The sequence below is a fragment of the Streptomyces sp. MMG1121 genome (assembly GCF_001280015.1).
Classification (GTDB): Bacteria; Actinomycetota; Actinomycetes; order Streptomycetales; family Streptomycetaceae; genus Streptomyces.
Map to the genome: position 1 here is coordinate 61,767 of NZ_LGDV01000038.1, position 15,692 is coordinate 77,458.

Annotated in this window: 10 protein-coding genes; 5 read left to right on the forward strand and 5 right to left on the reverse strand. The window is 69.8% G+C overall.

Annotated features, from left to right (window positions below):
* Nucleotides 1-93: 93 nt before the first annotated feature.
* The 3 genes from ADK64_RS05255 to ADK64_RS45780 form a co-directional block, all read right to left on the reverse strand.
* Nucleotides 94-330 carry a helix-turn-helix domain-containing protein gene (locus ADK64_RS05255; RefSeq protein ID WP_078992515.1) on the reverse strand — a complete coding sequence of 79 codons (237 nt, stop codon included), beginning with the start codon at nucleotides 328-330 and terminating at the stop codon, nucleotides 94-96.
* A 35-nt stretch (nucleotides 331-365) separates the two neighbouring features.
* Nucleotides 366-1,133 (reverse strand): hypothetical protein, encoded by a 768-nt coding sequence (locus tag ADK64_RS05260; protein ID WP_053655280.1) that lies wholly within the window; start codon nucleotides 1,131-1,133, stop codon nucleotides 366-368.
* A gap of 303 nt (nucleotides 1,134-1,436) precedes the next feature.
* Entirely contained in the window at nucleotides 1,437-1,595 is a 159-nt protein-coding gene (locus tag ADK64_RS45780; RefSeq protein WP_159046167.1) for a hypothetical protein, read from the reverse strand.
* Between the two features lie 245 nt (nucleotides 1,596-1,840).
* On the opposite strand from ADK64_RS45780, the gene ADK64_RS05265 reads away from it, so the two are divergent.
* Complete coding sequence (locus tag ADK64_RS05265) at nucleotides 1,841-4,600, forward strand: AfsR/SARP family transcriptional regulator (protein WP_053655282.1); 2,760 nt, start codon at nucleotides 1,841-1,843, stop codon at nucleotides 4,598-4,600.
* 30 nt (nucleotides 4,601-4,630) lie between these two features.
* On the opposite strand, the gene ADK64_RS05270 is transcribed toward ADK64_RS05265, so the two are convergent.
* A complete protein-coding gene (locus ADK64_RS05270; RefSeq protein WP_159046168.1) occupies nucleotides 4,631-5,533 on the reverse strand; it encodes a serine/threonine protein kinase in 903 nt (300 codons plus the stop codon).
* 39 nt (nucleotides 5,534-5,572) lie between these two features.
* Here ADK64_RS05270 and ADK64_RS05275 point away from each other — a divergent pair, with 39 nt between their 5' ends.
* The 4 genes from ADK64_RS05275 to ADK64_RS05290 are packed head-to-tail and all read left to right on the forward strand — an operon-like array spanning nucleotide 5,573 to nucleotide 14,579.
* Complete coding sequence (locus ADK64_RS05275; protein WP_053655286.1) at nucleotides 5,573-7,135, forward strand: PD-(D/E)XK nuclease family protein; 1,563 nt, start codon at nucleotides 5,573-5,575, stop codon at nucleotides 7,133-7,135.
* Entirely contained in the window at nucleotides 7,132-8,277 is a 1,146-nt protein-coding gene (locus tag ADK64_RS05280; protein ID WP_159046169.1) for a hypothetical protein, read from the forward strand. The genes ADK64_RS05275 and ADK64_RS05280 overlap by 4 nt, the downstream gene beginning before the upstream one ends.
* Nucleotides 8,270-11,779, forward strand: coding sequence for a hypothetical protein (locus ADK64_RS05285; RefSeq protein WP_053655290.1), 3,510 nt, complete (start codon nucleotides 8,270-8,272; stop codon nucleotides 11,777-11,779). The genes ADK64_RS05280 and ADK64_RS05285 overlap by 8 nt, the downstream gene beginning before the upstream one ends.
* Nucleotides 11,780-11,810: 31 nt before the next feature.
* Nucleotides 11,811-14,579 (forward strand): pPIWI_RE module domain-containing protein, encoded by a 2,769-nt coding sequence (locus tag ADK64_RS05290; RefSeq protein WP_159046170.1) that lies wholly within the window; start codon nucleotides 11,811-11,813, stop codon nucleotides 14,577-14,579.
* Between the two features lie 721 nt (nucleotides 14,580-15,300).
* On the opposite strand, the gene ADK64_RS05295 is transcribed toward ADK64_RS05290, so the two are convergent.
* Nucleotides 15,301-15,648 carry a YciI family protein gene (locus ADK64_RS05295; RefSeq protein WP_053655293.1) on the reverse strand — a complete coding sequence of 116 codons (348 nt, stop codon included), beginning with the start codon at nucleotides 15,646-15,648 and terminating at the stop codon, nucleotides 15,301-15,303.
* Between the last annotated feature and the right edge of the window lie 44 nt (nucleotides 15,649-15,692).

The following is a 15,692-nucleotide window of genomic DNA, read 5'->3' on the forward strand; positions in this document are numbered from 1 at the left end:
CGTGCGGCGCACGTCGGCGGCGAACGGCCCGTCGTAGGAGGCAGGGCCGTGCGGCTCCGTGGCCGATGCCACGGAGCCGCACGTTGGTTACCGTCAGAAGCCGACGCTCGGATCGTCCGTGTCCTCTTCCGGGTCCACGCTGTACAGCGGGCGGTCCTCGATCCCCAGGGCGCGCATCAGCTCGTTGGTCGGAATTCTGTACCTACGTCCGATGCGGAGGACGGGGCAGGGGAACTCGTGCTCGCGGATCAGCCGGTACGCGGTCGTCGAGCCGATTCCGAGTGCTCGGGCCGCCGTGCGCAGGTCCACTGCGACGGGCAGGTCGAACATCTCCGTGAAACTGAGGCGGCCCTCTACCGGGTCCTTCACCCTCGCCTCCCCGCAGGGCGGACCGGCCCGGTGTCCGCGCGGCGCCCGGGCCGTCGCCTCTTCCCAGGGCTGTGACCCGCCGAACGGTCCTGCGACCCGTCGTCGGTGTCGATGAAGATTCCCTGTCGGCGCAGATGCTCCGGGCGCACCCGGAAACGCAGCGGTGCGCACAGCCCGTCCGGGCCGTCCGGACGGTCGACCCGTACGTCCAGGCTCTCCGCCGCCGGAGCGTCCGCCCCCTCGCCGGACGCAGTGAGAGCGTGCTCCTCGGTGATGCGTTCGATCTGGGTGGAGGGAAGCTCCCGCAGCCCTTCCCGGGCGAGATGCCACGCCCTGGCGCGCGCCGCGTGCAGCAGGGAGGAGTCGGTGAGACAGCTCGCGCCGTCCCGATCCGCCAGCTTCTCCAGGAGAGCCAGGACCATCTCGGCCTCCACGTCCGACCAGTCGGCCCGCAGGCGCGTGCAGACCCGGTGGACCGTCCCGGTCAACCGGGGCAGGGCCAGCCAGATCGCCAGGAGTTTCCCCGTGCTGTCTGGAGTCAGGTCGCTCTGCGCCGTGCGGATGACCTCCTTCCAGACCGCGGTGGCGAACTGCGGGTCGGAGCCGGGGCCATACAAGGCCTCGTGCGTCTCGGCGGCGGTCAGCCAGACCGGACCAGCCTCGTCGGGGTCCGTGGGGACGAGCACGAAGACCGCGTCACTGGTCCGGGGATCGTCGAAGTGCCGCCTCACCGAGGCGAACGCACTGCTGTGCGGCGGATACATTAGGAAATGTCCTCTCTTTGGACTGCGGAAACCTGAGTCCGGAGGTGCTGGAGATACCGAGATGCTGGACGAGGTGTGTCCGTGGTGGGGGCGTACCGCCTCATATCCGCGTCAAGCGGAGACGAGTCCCACCAGCCTCACTTTGATGCGTGAGTATGCGGTAGTGGTCTTCTCGACCAGGTAACGCCGCCTTTGACCACGAGCGTGCAACAAGCGCGGCAGCCAGGCCGCGAGCTCGCCGGTGACGAAGTTCGCGAGGCTGGTGGGTGCCCGTACAGAACGGGCACCCACGAACTGTTGCGCTCAGGCGGTCTCGGAGGACGAGGTGTTCGGCGTCTCGGTGGGCGGGGTTGCCGGGGTGGTGTCCTCGGTCCGGACGGCCGCCCGCCGACGGCGGCTCGGCGGCCAGTCGGGGGACTGGCGCAGACGGGCTGCCCGGCGGTTCCGCTGACGGCTGTTCATCGGGTCCGCGATTCCTCTCTGATGAGTCGATGGATGACTAAGCCGCCGTTTCGTGCTTCTGCGAGCGGCTGGTGCCATCGTGCCTGGGGGTGAAACGGGGCCGCAGAGCGAAAACTGAGGGATAACTGAGTCCCTGGGGGGCGTGAAGAAGCAAGCGCGTGTGAAGCGGCACAGCGCAGCGCACAGATGAAGGAGCGCCGGCGAGGGGCCGGATCACTGACTGCGGCGCGGTGAGGGGGAGGGCGATGGAGGGGTACGTGCTGGGCCCGGTGCGAGTCGAAGGGGGCGGCGGCAGGTGGGTGGTCGAAGGGTCGAAGGTGGCGGCCCTGTTCGCGCTCCTGGTGACCTCGCCAGACTGCCGATGTAAGAGGAAGGACATAGCCGAAGTCCTCTGGGAGGGCGTCGAGGACGTCGGCGATCTGGTTAACCGCGTCGTCGCCGACCTGCGGAAGCGGCTGGGCCAGGAGTCCGTGCCCCATAGCGGCAAGTCGGGTTACTGCACGCTCCGCGTGCCGGTGGGAGACGTCGACCTGCTCCGTTTTCGCGAAAAGGTGAAGCAGGCTGAGGGACTGACCTGCAAAGCGCAGTTCGAGCTGCTCGGCGCGGCCTTGGAGGAGTGGGACGGCGAGGACGAACCGCTGCACGGACTGTCCGAGACCGGCTTCCACTTGCGTCGGGAGGAGCTACGGGCCGAGTTGATGGCCGCCGTTTACGCGCGGCTGGACGCAGCCTACAAGTCCAGGGAGGTCAAATGGCTGCGCGAGGAGACGGAGAAATGGTTCGAGCGCGCGCCGGAATTGCCCCAGATCTTTCGGTTCTACCTGCTCGCTCACGCAGACCTGCCGGAGTCCCGACGTGAGCGGCTCATCAAGAAGTGGGAGAAGCGCAACGGAAGAGCGGACGTCGATGTACAGAGCGCCATCGACCAGGTCCGGGGAGAGGGCCGCCGGCCGGGCGGGGCGCTCCTGCCCCCCGTTCCCGACCAGTTGCCCGGTGGCAGGCGCAAGCCGATCGGGCAGGACAAGTTGATCGGTGACCTCTTCGAGGCCGTGTGCGAGGAACAGGACGCCGGCAATCTGGCGCTGGTCCTGATCAGCGGCATGGCGGGCGTCGGGAAGACCACGGTGGCCGAGAACCTCGCCGGTCGGCTGCGGGAGCGGTTTCCCGACGGGGTGCTGCGCGGCGAACTGAACGGATTCGCCGACGGAGACGTGCGGCCCGCCGAACCGGACGAGATCCTGGACGGCTTTCTGGCCGCGCTGCCGCCCTACACCACGGTGACCGGAACGGAGAGCAAGAGCAACGCGCTGCGGTCGGCGCTGGCCCACCGGTCGGTGCTCATCGTCCTCGACGACGCGCTCAGCGCCCAGCAGGTGCTGCCGCTGCTTCCCGGAGACGGTACCTGCGCCGTGATCGTCACCAGTCGTAACGACCTCTTGCGGCTGCAGTCCGAGAGAAAGGTGCTGTTCCGCAAGATGGAGCCGCTGCACGAGGCGGACGCCCTGGAGGTACTCCAGGAGAAAGTGTCGGCCGAGGACCGGGCCAAGCACGCCGTGCCCTTCAGCAAGCTGGTCCACCTCTGCGGTCGGCTGCCGTTGGCCCTCGTGGTGGTGGCCCGGCTCTTGGAGGTGGGGGCGCGTCCGCTGCACACCCTCCCTGCCCTGGTGCGGGAGATGAAGAAGGAGCTGGAGCGGGCGAAGCTGGACACCCTGGACCTGCCCGAGCACGAACTGTCGGTCCGCGCCGCGCTCAACTGCTCCGTGCGCGTGCTGAATGAGGAAGCCCGGCTGCTGCTGTGGCAGCTCGCCGTCCACCCCGGGCCCAGCGCTTCCTGGGAGGCGGTGATGGATCTGGGACGGGCAGTGGACGAAGGGACGCGCACCGACCGGGCCCTGGTGGACCTCGTGGCGGCGAACCTGGTGGAACATCACGGCGACCGCTACGGGCTGCACGACCTCGTGCGGGCCTTCGCCCTTCGGCACGTGCGGCCGGTGCCGGACGGAGAGAACGCGGAGATCGAGCGGGCGACCGTACGACAGGTGCTGGAACACCAGCTGCACAACGTCCGCGCCTGCGACCGGGTGCTCGACCGCGAACGCACCCTGCCCACCGGCGAGCCCGGAGCGGTCAGGGTCACCGACCCCGCGGACCTCGCGGAGGCGATGGCGTTCCTGGACGAGGAGTACGCCACCGTCCAGCGAGGCATTCACTTGGCGATCAATCGGCGTATCGACCGGTACGTATGGCTGCTTCCGATGGCCCTGGTCATCTACCAGTGGCGCCGCCGCCTGCTCGATGATGCGCGGCAGAACCTCCGGTACGCCGCCGAGGCGGCGGAAACCGTCGCCGGTCCGGTCGATCGCGCCATGGTCCACCGGTCGCTGGCAGGGACCCACTGGCGGTTCGCTGAGTACGACTTGGCGGTGGGCGCCCTGCGCAGGGCCGTCCGGCTCAGCGAGGAGGACCGCAGCACGGAAGGCCGGCTGAGTCTGGCCCGTACGCTGCACCGGCTCGGGCTCACCCTGCGCAAGCAGGACGACCTGACCGGAGCGGAGGAAGTGCTCCGCCGTGCACTGGAGTTGTGTCGGGAGGTGTCCGACCGGGTCGGGGAAGCGGCTGTTCTGAACGCCCTCGGCGCGATCCACCTCGACCGGGGCGAGCACGAGCGGGCGCTCCGTCGGTGCGCCGACGCTCTGGGCGTGGTGGAGCGCACGACGGAGCGCAGCGGCCTGGCCGATGTGCTGTTCACCCTGGCCAAGGTGCACCTGGCCCGTTCCGAACGGGACGAGGCCATCACCCTGTACCGGCAGGCCTCCGACATCTACCGCGAACAGGAGAACTGGCCCAACGAGGACAAGGTACGGATGCTCTTCGCTGATGTCCTGGTGTCCGCCGGCGACACCGACGCGGCGGTGCGGGAGCTGGAGAGAGTCATCGTGCTGCGTGAGTTGATGGACGGTGAGGGGGTGCGGGAGGTCCGGGAGCGGCTGGAAGGGCTGAGGTGACCCGCCCGGTCGGCGGCCGTCGGCTCACCGTCAAAGCCGGGGCGGATGCGTGCGGTAGTACTCGGTCGGGTCCGGGCGCAGGGGCTTCGATGGCCGTTGCGAGCCGAGCTGGGGTAGGTAGCAGCGGAGCCGATCGAACACTTCACGGACATCCGCGGGGCGCTCCGCCGCCTTCCACCGGACCATCCACAGCGCCAGGGAGGCGAACTCCGGAAGTAGTTTGGCGAGCCGGTCGGCCGGCAGCACCGGGGTGCCCTCTTCCGCCCGCTCGTCCTGTCCGCCGTAGGGCAGGCGCATCACGGTCATCTCCAGCAGGATGCAGCCGAGCGCGAAGATGTCCGCTTGCCGCGTCAGACCTGACGGGCACGCGTCGGACTGCTCGGGGGAGGCCCAGCCGCGCGTGCCGCGTGCGTATTCCGTCTCCTGATCCGCCACGACCGCGTGGCCCATGTCAATGAGCCGGAGACGGCCGTCCGGCTGCACGATGACGTTCTCGGGCTTGAGATCGCAGTGCACCAGATGCCGGTCGTGGACTTCTGCCAGAATTTCGCACAGTTGGCCGATGACGGCCGCAACGGTCCCAGGATCCTTAACGGGTAGGGCCGCCGACAGGACCTTCTGCAGTTGGTGTCCTTCGACAAATTCCATGACCAGGCACCGGCGTCGCCGGTGTGTCCCCGTGGCGATGACTTCGGGAATCGCTTGCATTCCCGTCAGCATCATCATGCGTGATCCCTCTTTGAGGAGTTCATCGCCGGCCCAGTGGAAATCGCTCTCGGGTCCGAGGTCGCGGGCCTTCTGAAGCTTCAACGCCACCTTCTGCCCGCTGTTGCGGTCACGCCCGAGGAAAAGGTCGCCTTGGCCGCCGTCGCCGACCATGTCCAGCACTGCGTAGCGCCTCTCCACATCGCCGATCTCCTCGATCTCCCTCACGGCCATCCACCTTTCCTCCGTACGGAAATGGAGCACGAAATGTCACAGCCATGGCTGCCCCCCGACGGGGTGACCCGCACCTCCGAAGTCATCACGGTATCCGCCGGAATGTTCAAGCGGGGAGAGTTCCGATGCCCCGCCGCTGACGCTCTCAAGACCCGCGGCTACCACACCACCGACCCCGTACCGCGCCGCCGTGAGAGGCTGGAGCACTTCGCTCTGGGCCCCTTCATGGCTGCCTGCGACATCCGTTCGGGGCCTGCCGGCAGCCCGCCTCGGACACGTACCGGGCCCCTGCACGACGGTCTGCGGACCTGGTCGGAGCACGGCGTGCAGATGTACGAGTCGGCCTTCCCTCTCGACCCGGAACGTCCCCTGCACGAGGTGCCCGAGCCGTGGACGTACCGCTACCGGCCGTCCGGTCCCGACCCGCGCGACGCCCAGGAGTACCGCCTCACCGTGTGGGGCCGCTGCCTGGCTTCCCCGGACGGTGACTACCGCGAGCTTCGTCTGCCCGTGCACCGCCTGCGGGACTTGCCGCCCGACGGCTTCACCGCGGCCGTCGCCCTGGTGCTGGCCGAGGGCGCCCCCGGACCGCCGCCGGAGCACGTACGGATCGTGGAGTTCGCGCTCTTCGACGGCCGTACGCGGGAGCTCTTCGTGGGAAGCCGGGAAGAGGCGCGCGCTCGGTACCGCGAACACGGCCCCGCCGCCTTGGCCGGCGTACTGGACGGACGGGAATACCGCCCGGGGTCCGCCTGTGGCGGATGCCCCTACCTGTCGGTGTGCCCGGCCCTGCGCACAGCGCCCGGACTGCTGGGCATCGAGGCGCACGACCGGCCCCGCCGCACCTGGTCGGTCACCAGCGGGCGGGCCTACCGAGCCTGCCCGGCACGTGACCACATGCGCCGGCTGCACCTGCCCACGGCGGACTCCGTCGAACGCGAGGTGACGGCCGTGCGCGGCCGGGCCTTGCATGCCTACCTCGCCGAACGGCACGCCCACGGATCGCCTCGGCCCTGCACGGTCGAGGTCCCCGAGGAGTGGGTCCCGCAAGGATTCGACCTGCCCTCAGACGAACGCGCACTCGGCGCCCTGCTGTTGCGGCGGCACGCCGCGGTCTGCCCGCTGCGGTACGTCGGGGACGGCACGGATGTGCGGACCGAGCCCCGGGTGGTGCGGCACGACACCACCGCCGACGTGGTGGTCCTGGCCGCGCCCGACCTGCTCTACCGGGATGCCGGGTCATGGGTGTGGCGCGAGACTAAGACCTCCGTCACCGACCGGCAGTCCGACCGCCCCCTGCTGGAGCGTTATCCGCAGTTGGCCCTGGCCGTCGTGCTGATCGCCCGCGGTGACCTGGGCGGTGAATCGTTCCGCGCCCGGGTCGAGCTAGAGGTGCTGCGCCCCGGCGGCGCCGACCTGGAGGTCATCGATCCCTTCGCCCCAGCCAATCGGGTCACCGCCGAGAAGGTACTGCGGGCGATGGTGGCCGACTGGCACGGTGACGACCAGTACGCGGCCCGGCCAGGACGCTCCTGCGAGCGGTGCGAAGTGGCCCGCTGGTGCACGGCGTCGTCCGTCAGCGAGGCCGCGGCATGAGGGCGGGGTCGGCCGGCCGGGCCGATCGGCCGGACGCCGGCGAGGCGCCCGAGGGCGTGGGCAGCGACCTCTTCGGCGAACTCGCCCGCATGGTGGCGGCTCTCTCCGAGGTCCAAGGGCTCCGCTCCTTCACCCTGCCCTATCCCGGCCTCGCCCAGCGGGCGCTGGATCACACGGTGATGCGCTGCCTCGAAGCGGGGGAGTCACCGCCGAGGAGTCTTCCGGAGCTGTGGGAGTGGTGCCGGACCAGGCCGTCCGACGACTCACTCTTCGCGGTCCCCTCCTCCCTGGTCTCGCCGGGCACCACGCTGGTGCACCGGGTCGGCCGGATGCCGACCCGGTCGTGTCTCGAGGTGGCCTCGCACGGACCGGGTGGAGGCGTGGCGGCACACGCCCGCGCGCTCCTCGGGGACCTGCACGCGCGGAGTGGAACGGAAGAGCGCTACCGGCAGTGCCGGGCGTTCCTGGCGCGTCACCCGGTCGTCCACCAGCAGGACCGCTTCGCGCCGGGTTGGAACAGGGCGGTCTGGAGCCGGGTCAAGGATTTCTACGGTCCGTTGCCCGAGTTCCTGCTCGCCGACGGAGACTTCCTGTACTGCCCCTCGTGCAGGCTCCCCTCGCTGCCCCGGGACAGTGCCGTGCCCGTACCCGGACCGTCCGGCACCGGCGCGGAAGTCTGGTGCGAGGGGGAGGACTGCCCGCGCGACGCCCCTCCGCAGCTCATCCGTGAGCCGGACCAGGCGTGGATCCTGCAGCGCTCGCTGCGGTGGTACCTCGTACTGCCGCACCGCACCGACGAAGCCGCCCGGGAGGCACTGGAGCGCGCCGAAGTCGCGTACGAGACCCTGCCCGGTCTTCTGCCCGCCTACCGGCTCTGCGACACCGGCCCCCGCATCGTGGACATCCAGGTGTACGACCGTCTGCAGCCGGCGCTCCTCGCAGCCCATCTCACCGACAACACACCCCTCGCGGACCGCACCCTCGTCGTGGTCCCCGACGCGCTCGCCGGACGGGACGGCTACCGGCAGGCCTTCACCGACGCCCTTCCCGCGCTCCTGCGGGACCGGCTGGTGCTTACCACCCCCATGGACCTCGTGCCCGACCTGGGACAGGCCCGGCGAGAGGAGAAGGACGATGCGTAGCCTCACCCCGCCCTTGACCGACGTGTTCAACGCGCTCAAAGCATTTCTGGGGCCCTCCGTGCCCCAGCCCGCGCTGGAAGCCCTCTGCCAGGTCGAACTCGGCCTGTACCTCCAGCAGAAGATGATGCCGGGCAGCCCCGCGGGCAGTGCCTGGGTGCTGTTCAGCGGGTACGGGTTCGCCGAGGCGCACCGGGCACCGCTGCCATCCGACGCGGCGAAGACCCTGCGTATCGCCCGGTACTCGCTGTGGACGCTGCGCCGGAGCCGTACCTGGCTCGATGCGCTGGACACCTACCAGAGGTTCGACCCCAGGGTGCGCGCCTACGATGTACCGGACGCCGAGACACCTGCTGCCCGCCGCGACCTCTCCGTCGCCAGCGACCGCTTCTCCGTCTACGAACAACTGCTGCGTGCCGCACCGCCGCTGGCGGGCAAGCGGCTGCCGGTCGCGGGTCAGGGCCCGCATGCCTTCCCCGTCAGTCGCACCATGGCCGTCGTCGACCTGCCGCCGGTCCCCCGCACCCCCCTCGTCGCCCACGACATGGACCTGGAACCGGCCGGCGGCGGCGAGCCCCTTGTCTTCACCAGGGAGGGGCTGGAGCGCACGGCGGCGGAAATGGACGCACAGCACACCCGCTTCGGCGAGGGACGGGCGCCACGGTGGCTGGAGCGGTTACGGTCGTTCGACCTGTCCACCAAGGAGAACGGAACCTTCCACAAGACGAGGAAGGACGAGGACTTCACCTTCACGGTCGACGGCATCCAGCACCTGCTCGGCATCGTCGGCGCCGGCAAGAGCACACTGCGCGACATCATCGCCGTCCATCTCGCCAAGCTGGGTAAGCGCACCACCGTCGTCGTCACCGATGTCGCGGAGGTGCTGAAGCTCGTCCGGCTCTACGACCTCTATACCGACGGCGCCGCCGCACCCGTGCTCGGCTCCTCCGGCCGCGAGCGGCACACCCAGCGGCTGCACCGCCGGCTGGCGGGCCGGGGCGAGCACCGACTGCTCGCCCACGACGACCCCGCCTTCGCCTACCTCGGCACGTCCTGCCTGCTAAACGTCAGACGGCAGGGCGCCACATCGACGACCGAACCACTCGCCTACGGTGAGGCACCCTGCTCCCGGCTCCGACCCCCGTCGGCCCTGCGCCGTGACCCGAGCGACGGACGGCACTCCGAGTGGCAGAAGAGGGCGACGAGCTGCCCGTACTGGTCCGCCTGCCCCCGTCACCACGGAGCCCGCACGCTGGTCGACGCCTTGATCTGGGTGGCCACCCCGGCCGGACTGATCGACGCCTCGCCGCCCCGCCCTCAGAACGGCGAGCGCATCCGCTTCCTCGAACTCGCCTGCCGCCGTAGTGACCTCGTGATCATCGACGAGGCCGACCGTGTCCAGATGCAGCTCGACCGGACTTTCGCGCCCGCCGTGGTCCTCGCCAGCGATGAGGACAAGGGCCTCATCGACCAGCTGAGCCGGCACAAGATCCGGGAACTTGCGGCCAGCGGACGCACCCAGCTCTCCGAACGGGACGTCGAGACCTTCGCCGCCGCCCTCAACACCGCAGGCGCGGCCACCGACCGGCTGTACGCGATGCTCGTCGCCGGGTACGAGCTGCGCAAGTGGGTGCGGACGGGCTACTTCAGCGCCTGGACGCTCCAGCTGGGACTCCTCGACGAACGCTACGAACTCCCCGACGACAGCGGTCGGGACCACCCTCATCACGCCCCCCGCGAGGCTCTCGGGAAACTGCTCGACGCGTTCCGGGACAACCCGTTCGGTGACCGTCACCGTAGGACGGAGGAGGACTTCAGCCGGCTGACCGCCCTCCTCAACGAGCTGCTCCACACCGGCAACCCGGAGAACACCCGGCGCCGCCTCACCGAGGTCATGGACGAGGTCTTCGCCATCGACCCGAAGTACATGGCTGCCCGGCAGCGGAAGTACCAAGAGGCGTACGACGAGTGGCGGCGCGAGGAGGAGGAACAGGAGAAGAAGTGCGGACGCCGCAGGAAGCCCAAGCCTCCGCCGCAGACTCCCGAGGAATGGCGGAAGCAACTCGCGGAGCGCTTCGAGTTCACACTGTTGCTCAGCGCCCTGGAACCACGGCTCGCCATGATCAACGCCATGTGGCCCCGCGTCGAGGCCGCCCTCAGCCTGGGCTTCAACACGATGTACCGCCGGCCGCTCGACTACGGCCCGATGGTGCCCGAGGCCCCGATGGGCAATGTCCTCGGCTTCCAGTTCCGGGTCCCGGGTGAGGACAAGGGCGGAGTCCGCAGTGGCGAACTGACCTTCTTCCGGTGCAGCGGCGTCGGACGTGAGCTGCTGCGCGCCATCCCCGATCTCACCTCCGTCGACGGCAGGCCCGGTGCCCACTTGCTACTCATGTCGGGCAGCAGCTGGGCGGGCGCGTCCAGCCGCTACCACGTCTGCGTCCCGGTCGGTGTGGTCATCGAACCGCCGGCCGAGGTGACCGAACGCATCGCCAACGAGAGCTCCATGCGCTTCGAGTTCATCGACGACGGCGACGAGAAACTGCGCATGTCGGGAACCCATCCGGACGACCGCCCGGAGAAGTTGCGCCGTATCGCGTGCCATCTAGGTGAGGGCGGAGACGAGTACGAGGTCACTGAAGGTGGTCCGCTCCAGCAGGAGTTGCTCTCTCTTCCTCCAGGGCGCGACCAGATCCTTCTGCTGGTCGGCAGCTATGCCGAGGCACGTGTGGTGGCCGACACACTGCACAACCTCAACGTCCGCTGGCGCAACAAGGTGCTGTGCCTGGTGTCGGACGACGAGGAGATCACCGCGGAGGACGAGGCGCCGTCCGCCTACCACGCCCGATCACTGCGCCGGGGCGACGTCGAGCACCTGAAGGACCTCGAGGCGGACATCCTGGTGGCGCCCCTGCTCGCGCTGGAACGCGGCCACAACATCCTCAACGAGGACGACGAGGCGGCCATCGGCACGGTCTACTTCCTGGCACGGCCCCATCCGCACCCAGAGGACCTCCACCTGGCCGTCAATGCCGTCAACGACTGGGTCGTCCGCGCCGTCACCGGCGGTGACTTCGCCACCCTGGTACAGGGAAAACCCACCGTCGAGGAAGGAGCGGAGGAGTTCCGCCGCCTCGCCCGTTCGTACTGGTACCAGGTACTCGCCCGTTCGATGGCGTGGAGCCGTCTCGACGACGATGTACGGGAACAGGTCACCTGGGACATGCTGGTCCTGTTGTGGCAGGTGATCGGGCGACTGGTACGCGGTGGCGTACCGGCCCGGGTGGTCTTCGTCGATGCCGCCTTCGCCCCTAACCGCTGCGCCGTACCGGCGCAGCCCGACACCCCCGAATCCAGTCTGCTGCACAGCGTCCTCGCCGTCCTGGACCCGTATTTCAACGGCGGCACGACGACCGCGGAGGAACAGTTCATCGTCCGCGCCCTGTACGCGCCACTGCGCAGCATGCTCACCCGCCTGCTCGCCGCCGTACCCGCCCACCCGTAAGCGCCGAACCCCTGTCCCAGGAGGTAATTCCGTGTACCACCACATTCGCGTCGCGGCCTACGAACCCGACCCGCTCCACGGACCCTGGCGGGAGGAGATGAAAGTGCTGCGGCTCGGCGAGGACCTGCACGCCGAGCTCACCGGAATGCATGCCGAGGCGGACAAGAACTCCGTCCACCCCCACCGGCTCCCCGTGCGCAGGCTCAACTCCCTGCTCCAGGCGATGGCGCCAGGCGTCATCGCGACCGGCCGCAACGCCGGGACGGATGGCCGTCTGCCGTGGCTCTACGCGCGGGAAGCCGTCCCGCCGGACGTGCTGGCCCCGGTGGTAGGAGCGTGGGCGGCGGGAATGCACCGGGAGGACGACGACTCGGAGGGCGCCGATCTCGAGGAGAGGCTCCGCTCCGGTGACGCGGCCGAGACGGTACGTCTGCCCCACTGGGAGACGGAACCAGTCGACCTCGCCGAGAGCGTGCTCTCGGCGGGCGGAACCGCCGAACCCGCCGCGCGGCTCTACAGCCTGCTGCCCGAGTGGATCGCCTTCCGGCTGGCCGCCCGGACGTTCCGCACGGGCGGCACCACACTCCACTTCCGCGTCGAGAGCTCGGGTGACGGCGCGCGACTTGTCTCCTGGCCGCCTCAGCGATACGAGCGCCGACGGCAGACCTGGTACTACTCGGCCTGCCTCACCATCACCGTCCACACCGTGCCGTTCGCCCCGCGGTTCCGCGTCCATGTGTCCACCCAGGTACGCCGGTGGGCCACCCGACTGGACGTACGCCCCCACCAGCTCGGCGGTACGACCGTCCTGCTCGACGCTCCACTGCCGTGGCCGGAAGGGCCGGACCGGGGCCACCGGCTGATGGTGAACACGCTGGGTTACGACCGGCGATCGAAGGAACTGGCCTGGCGCCGGCACAGCCCCGCACCGCTCGTGCCCGAGCTGGACATCGTGCGCAACTATCCCCGGCCCGAAGCGCTCTTCTCCGACCCCGAACGCTGGATCAACGGTTCCGGGGACGTGGCCGCCGGCATCGTCTACCACCCGTCGATCGGCCCGCACGAGGTCGGACCCGGGCTGATGCCACGGGAGCGGGCGGATCTGGACGCCTGGGTCGAGGAAGGGCTGCGCCCCCTGCTGACCCGGGTCCCCGACCTCACGCGCGTCTCCCGGAGCAACACACCCTCCCTGCTGCCCCGTTCCGGCGCCGGACGCGTCCCGGGCGTCCGCGACGCCCAGCTGGCTCTGCAACGGCGGGCGGCGCTGACACGCGCACTGAACGGCCGCCCCCTGGAGATCGACGTCTTCTGGCAGTCCCCGGAAACCCGTGCGGCGCTGCTCGCCGAGCTGCCCAAGCTCATTGGTCTTCCCGCCGGGCAGCAAGTGCCGTCGGCCGACGGGGAGACCTGGCAGTGGCAGTGCGAGGGGGTCGACATCCGCGTCCGGGCCCGGCCCGCGGGGCCCTTGGCCGACGCCCTGCCGACCACCCGAGCCCGCGGGCGCCTCAGGGCCGTCCGGCTGGCCGAGGCCATCGAAGGGCGCTGCGGGCTCGTGGCGGACCGGGCGGACCCGCTCCTCGGCGGGGCCGGAGTCGTGATCACGGAGATCGCCGGCAAGGAGCGCTTCGCCGCCGTCCCGGACTCCGACCCCAAGCACGCGCTGCGCATCGCCTGGGCACGGCAGGGACGGCTGACCCAGTTCGTGAACTCGCCCGACGACATCGACAGCTCTCTGGAACACCGGGCCAGGTGGACCTGGCTGGACGCCTTCCGGCAGCTGGGCGCGATCAGCCCGCCCGCCCATCGGGTGGGAGCCGGCATTCCGGGCGACCTTCAGTACGCGGCACTCTGGCTCGTACGCCACACCAGGAAGGGGCCCACGCGATGCCCCGTCCACCGGCTGGTGGCGGTGCGGGTGCGCCCCGGGGACGGACCGGGCGTCATCGAGGGGTGGGACGCAGAACGAGCCGAATGGGTGCCGTATCCGAAGCTGTTGCTGCTGCTCTCCCAGGCACGGGAACCGGCGGCGAGCGGCGGGAAGGAGACCGGCACGGGGAAGCTCGTCGATGACTCGGCAGCCCCGGGAGGATCCCGGCCCGCTGCCCGCCCGGGCGTGGAGCAGGACAGGCAGCGGGAGACCGAGCGGGAGATCCGGGCACTGCTCTTCCAGCTCCGCGACCGCCCGACGCTGCTGCTGGCGGACGCCGGCAATCTGCGCCAGTGCTGGCCTGGCCTGCGCAACGGTGCACTGGACCGCGACACGCTCGGCTTCGGTGCCGAACCCGCCCAGCGGCACACGCTCTACGGCCACGACCTGCGGGTGCTGCTCGTACGGGACGCCAACGCCCGGGGTGAAGTGGCGGAGTGGTATGCCTACGACACCGAGGACGGGGTCGGCTTCGCCGAGGGTGTGTGGGGGACGGCGGATACGGAGGGCCGTGTCTTCGCGAGTACGGCCTCGAAGCCGCACACGGTGGCGAAACTGCCGAAGGGGCTCATGAAGCTGGTGCCCACGGCACAGGGCCGGACAGCGCCTGGGAAGACCGCGTGGAACCCCGGGCAACTGGAGATCACCGTGCTCGGCTGTCTGTCGGAGAAGGCGCTGACGGACTCGGGGCGTGCGGGTGACCCGCCCGACCGGCCGGCGGAGTGGGCGACACTCACGCACCAGCTGCGTTACCACGACGACTACCCGCCGCTCGCCCGGCCTCTCCCGCTGCACTGGGCGCGTCTCGCCGGTGAGTACGTGCTTCCGGTGGCCGGAACGAAGTCAGCGGGGAGTACGTCATCCGCTTCCTGAGCGAGGTGCCGCCTGAATGGGGCGTCCCAAACGATCGACGCTGATAAGGATCAATGCTTCCCTCGTCTGAGCGCCGAAGCCTGAACCTCACCACGGGGACGGCGTCTGGTGCACTCCTTGCTGGGATCACTTTGCTGGGATCACTGGGCGTCCGCCGTGACGCTCGTTTGACGCTCTTCGCACCTGGTGGCCCCAAGACGGAGACGAGGGACGGACCTGACCTGCGGTTTTCTCTGAGTTCACCCGGGTGACATGCTTCCGATGACGCATCACGTGGAGTGCGTGGCGATCCTTGAGCCCGCCGAGAAGGGCCGCTGATCTGCCGTTTCGTCGAATGCGCATGATGTGCGCCGTGGGCGCTACGAGCGATACCTTGACGCGTATTCGACGCAGGAAAGGCCCTTCCGGCGCACGTTCGACACACGCTCTGACGGGGTGTCAGGCGATCGTTCTCGCAGGTTGCAGTGCGTCGGGTGCCGCCTGTCAGCACTCCGTGTCCACCGCCTCTTGGTGAAGCCTGTCGGGTATGGCCTGATCTGGGGGTCAGTAGGGTCGAGGTCCGTAGGGGCTTCGGTGGCCGTCGACTTCAGCTCGCTGCGCGGCGATGGCCCGCCCGGAACGGACGGCTACGGCAGGCTGCATGATCAGGCGAAGCCGGGCGGCACGACAGCGGCGTCCCTGCGGGCGGGCGCTGTGCCATCGGGCCGGTCCCCCGTGTTGTTCAGGCGGATTCGAGGATCGGGCGGACCTCGACGGTCTCCGGGGTGGGGAGGCTCCTGGCCAGTTCGAGGGCTTCCGCGCGGTCGGCCACCTCGACGATGAACCAGCCGCCGAGGGTCGCCTCGCCGGCGTGCGCGGGTCCGTCGTTCACCGTCGACGTCCCGTCGGCTGCAGTGCGAACGGTCGCGGGAGCCGTGTGCTCGGTCTCCAGGGCGTCGCCGCCGACCAGCTTTCCGGCTGCGGCGAGGCTGCCGATCCAGCCTTCGTACTCCTTGCGGTATACGACGCGGTCGGCCTGGATGCGGCGGCGCGACTCGTCCGTCTCGAAGATGACGAGTGCGTATTTCATGGGACTTCCTCTCCAGCCGCCGTGCGGGCGACCGTTGCTGATGG

Excerpts from the sequence above, each read along its gene's own strand:
- ADK64_RS05255 (WP_078992515.1), bottom strand. The coding sequence starts at position 330 with ATGTTCGACCTGCCCGTCGCAGTGGACCTGCGCACGGCGGCCCGAGCA.
- ADK64_RS05260 (WP_053655280.1), bottom strand. The coding sequence starts at position 1,133 with ATGTATCCGCCGCACAGCAGTGCGTTCGCCTCGGTGAGGCGGCACTTC.
- ADK64_RS45780 (WP_159046167.1), bottom strand. The coding sequence starts at position 1,595 with ATGAACAGCCGTCAGCGGAACCGCCGGGCAGCCCGTCTGCGCCAGTCC.
- ADK64_RS05265 (WP_053655282.1), top strand. The coding sequence starts at position 1,841 with ATGGAGGGGTACGTGCTGGGCCCGGTGCGAGTCGAAGGGGGCGGCGGC.
- ADK64_RS05275 (WP_053655286.1), top strand. The coding sequence starts at position 5,573 with ATGTCACAGCCATGGCTGCCCCCCGACGGGGTGACCCGCACCTCCGAA.
- ADK64_RS05280 (WP_159046169.1), top strand. The coding sequence starts at position 7,132 with ATGAGGGCGGGGTCGGCCGGCCGGGCCGATCGGCCGGACGCCGGCGAG.
- ADK64_RS05285 (WP_053655290.1), top strand. The coding sequence starts at position 8,270 with ATGCGTAGCCTCACCCCGCCCTTGACCGACGTGTTCAACGCGCTCAAA.
- ADK64_RS05295 (WP_053655293.1), bottom strand. The coding sequence starts at position 15,648 with ATGAAATACGCACTCGTCATCTTCGAGACGGACGAGTCGCGCCGCCGC.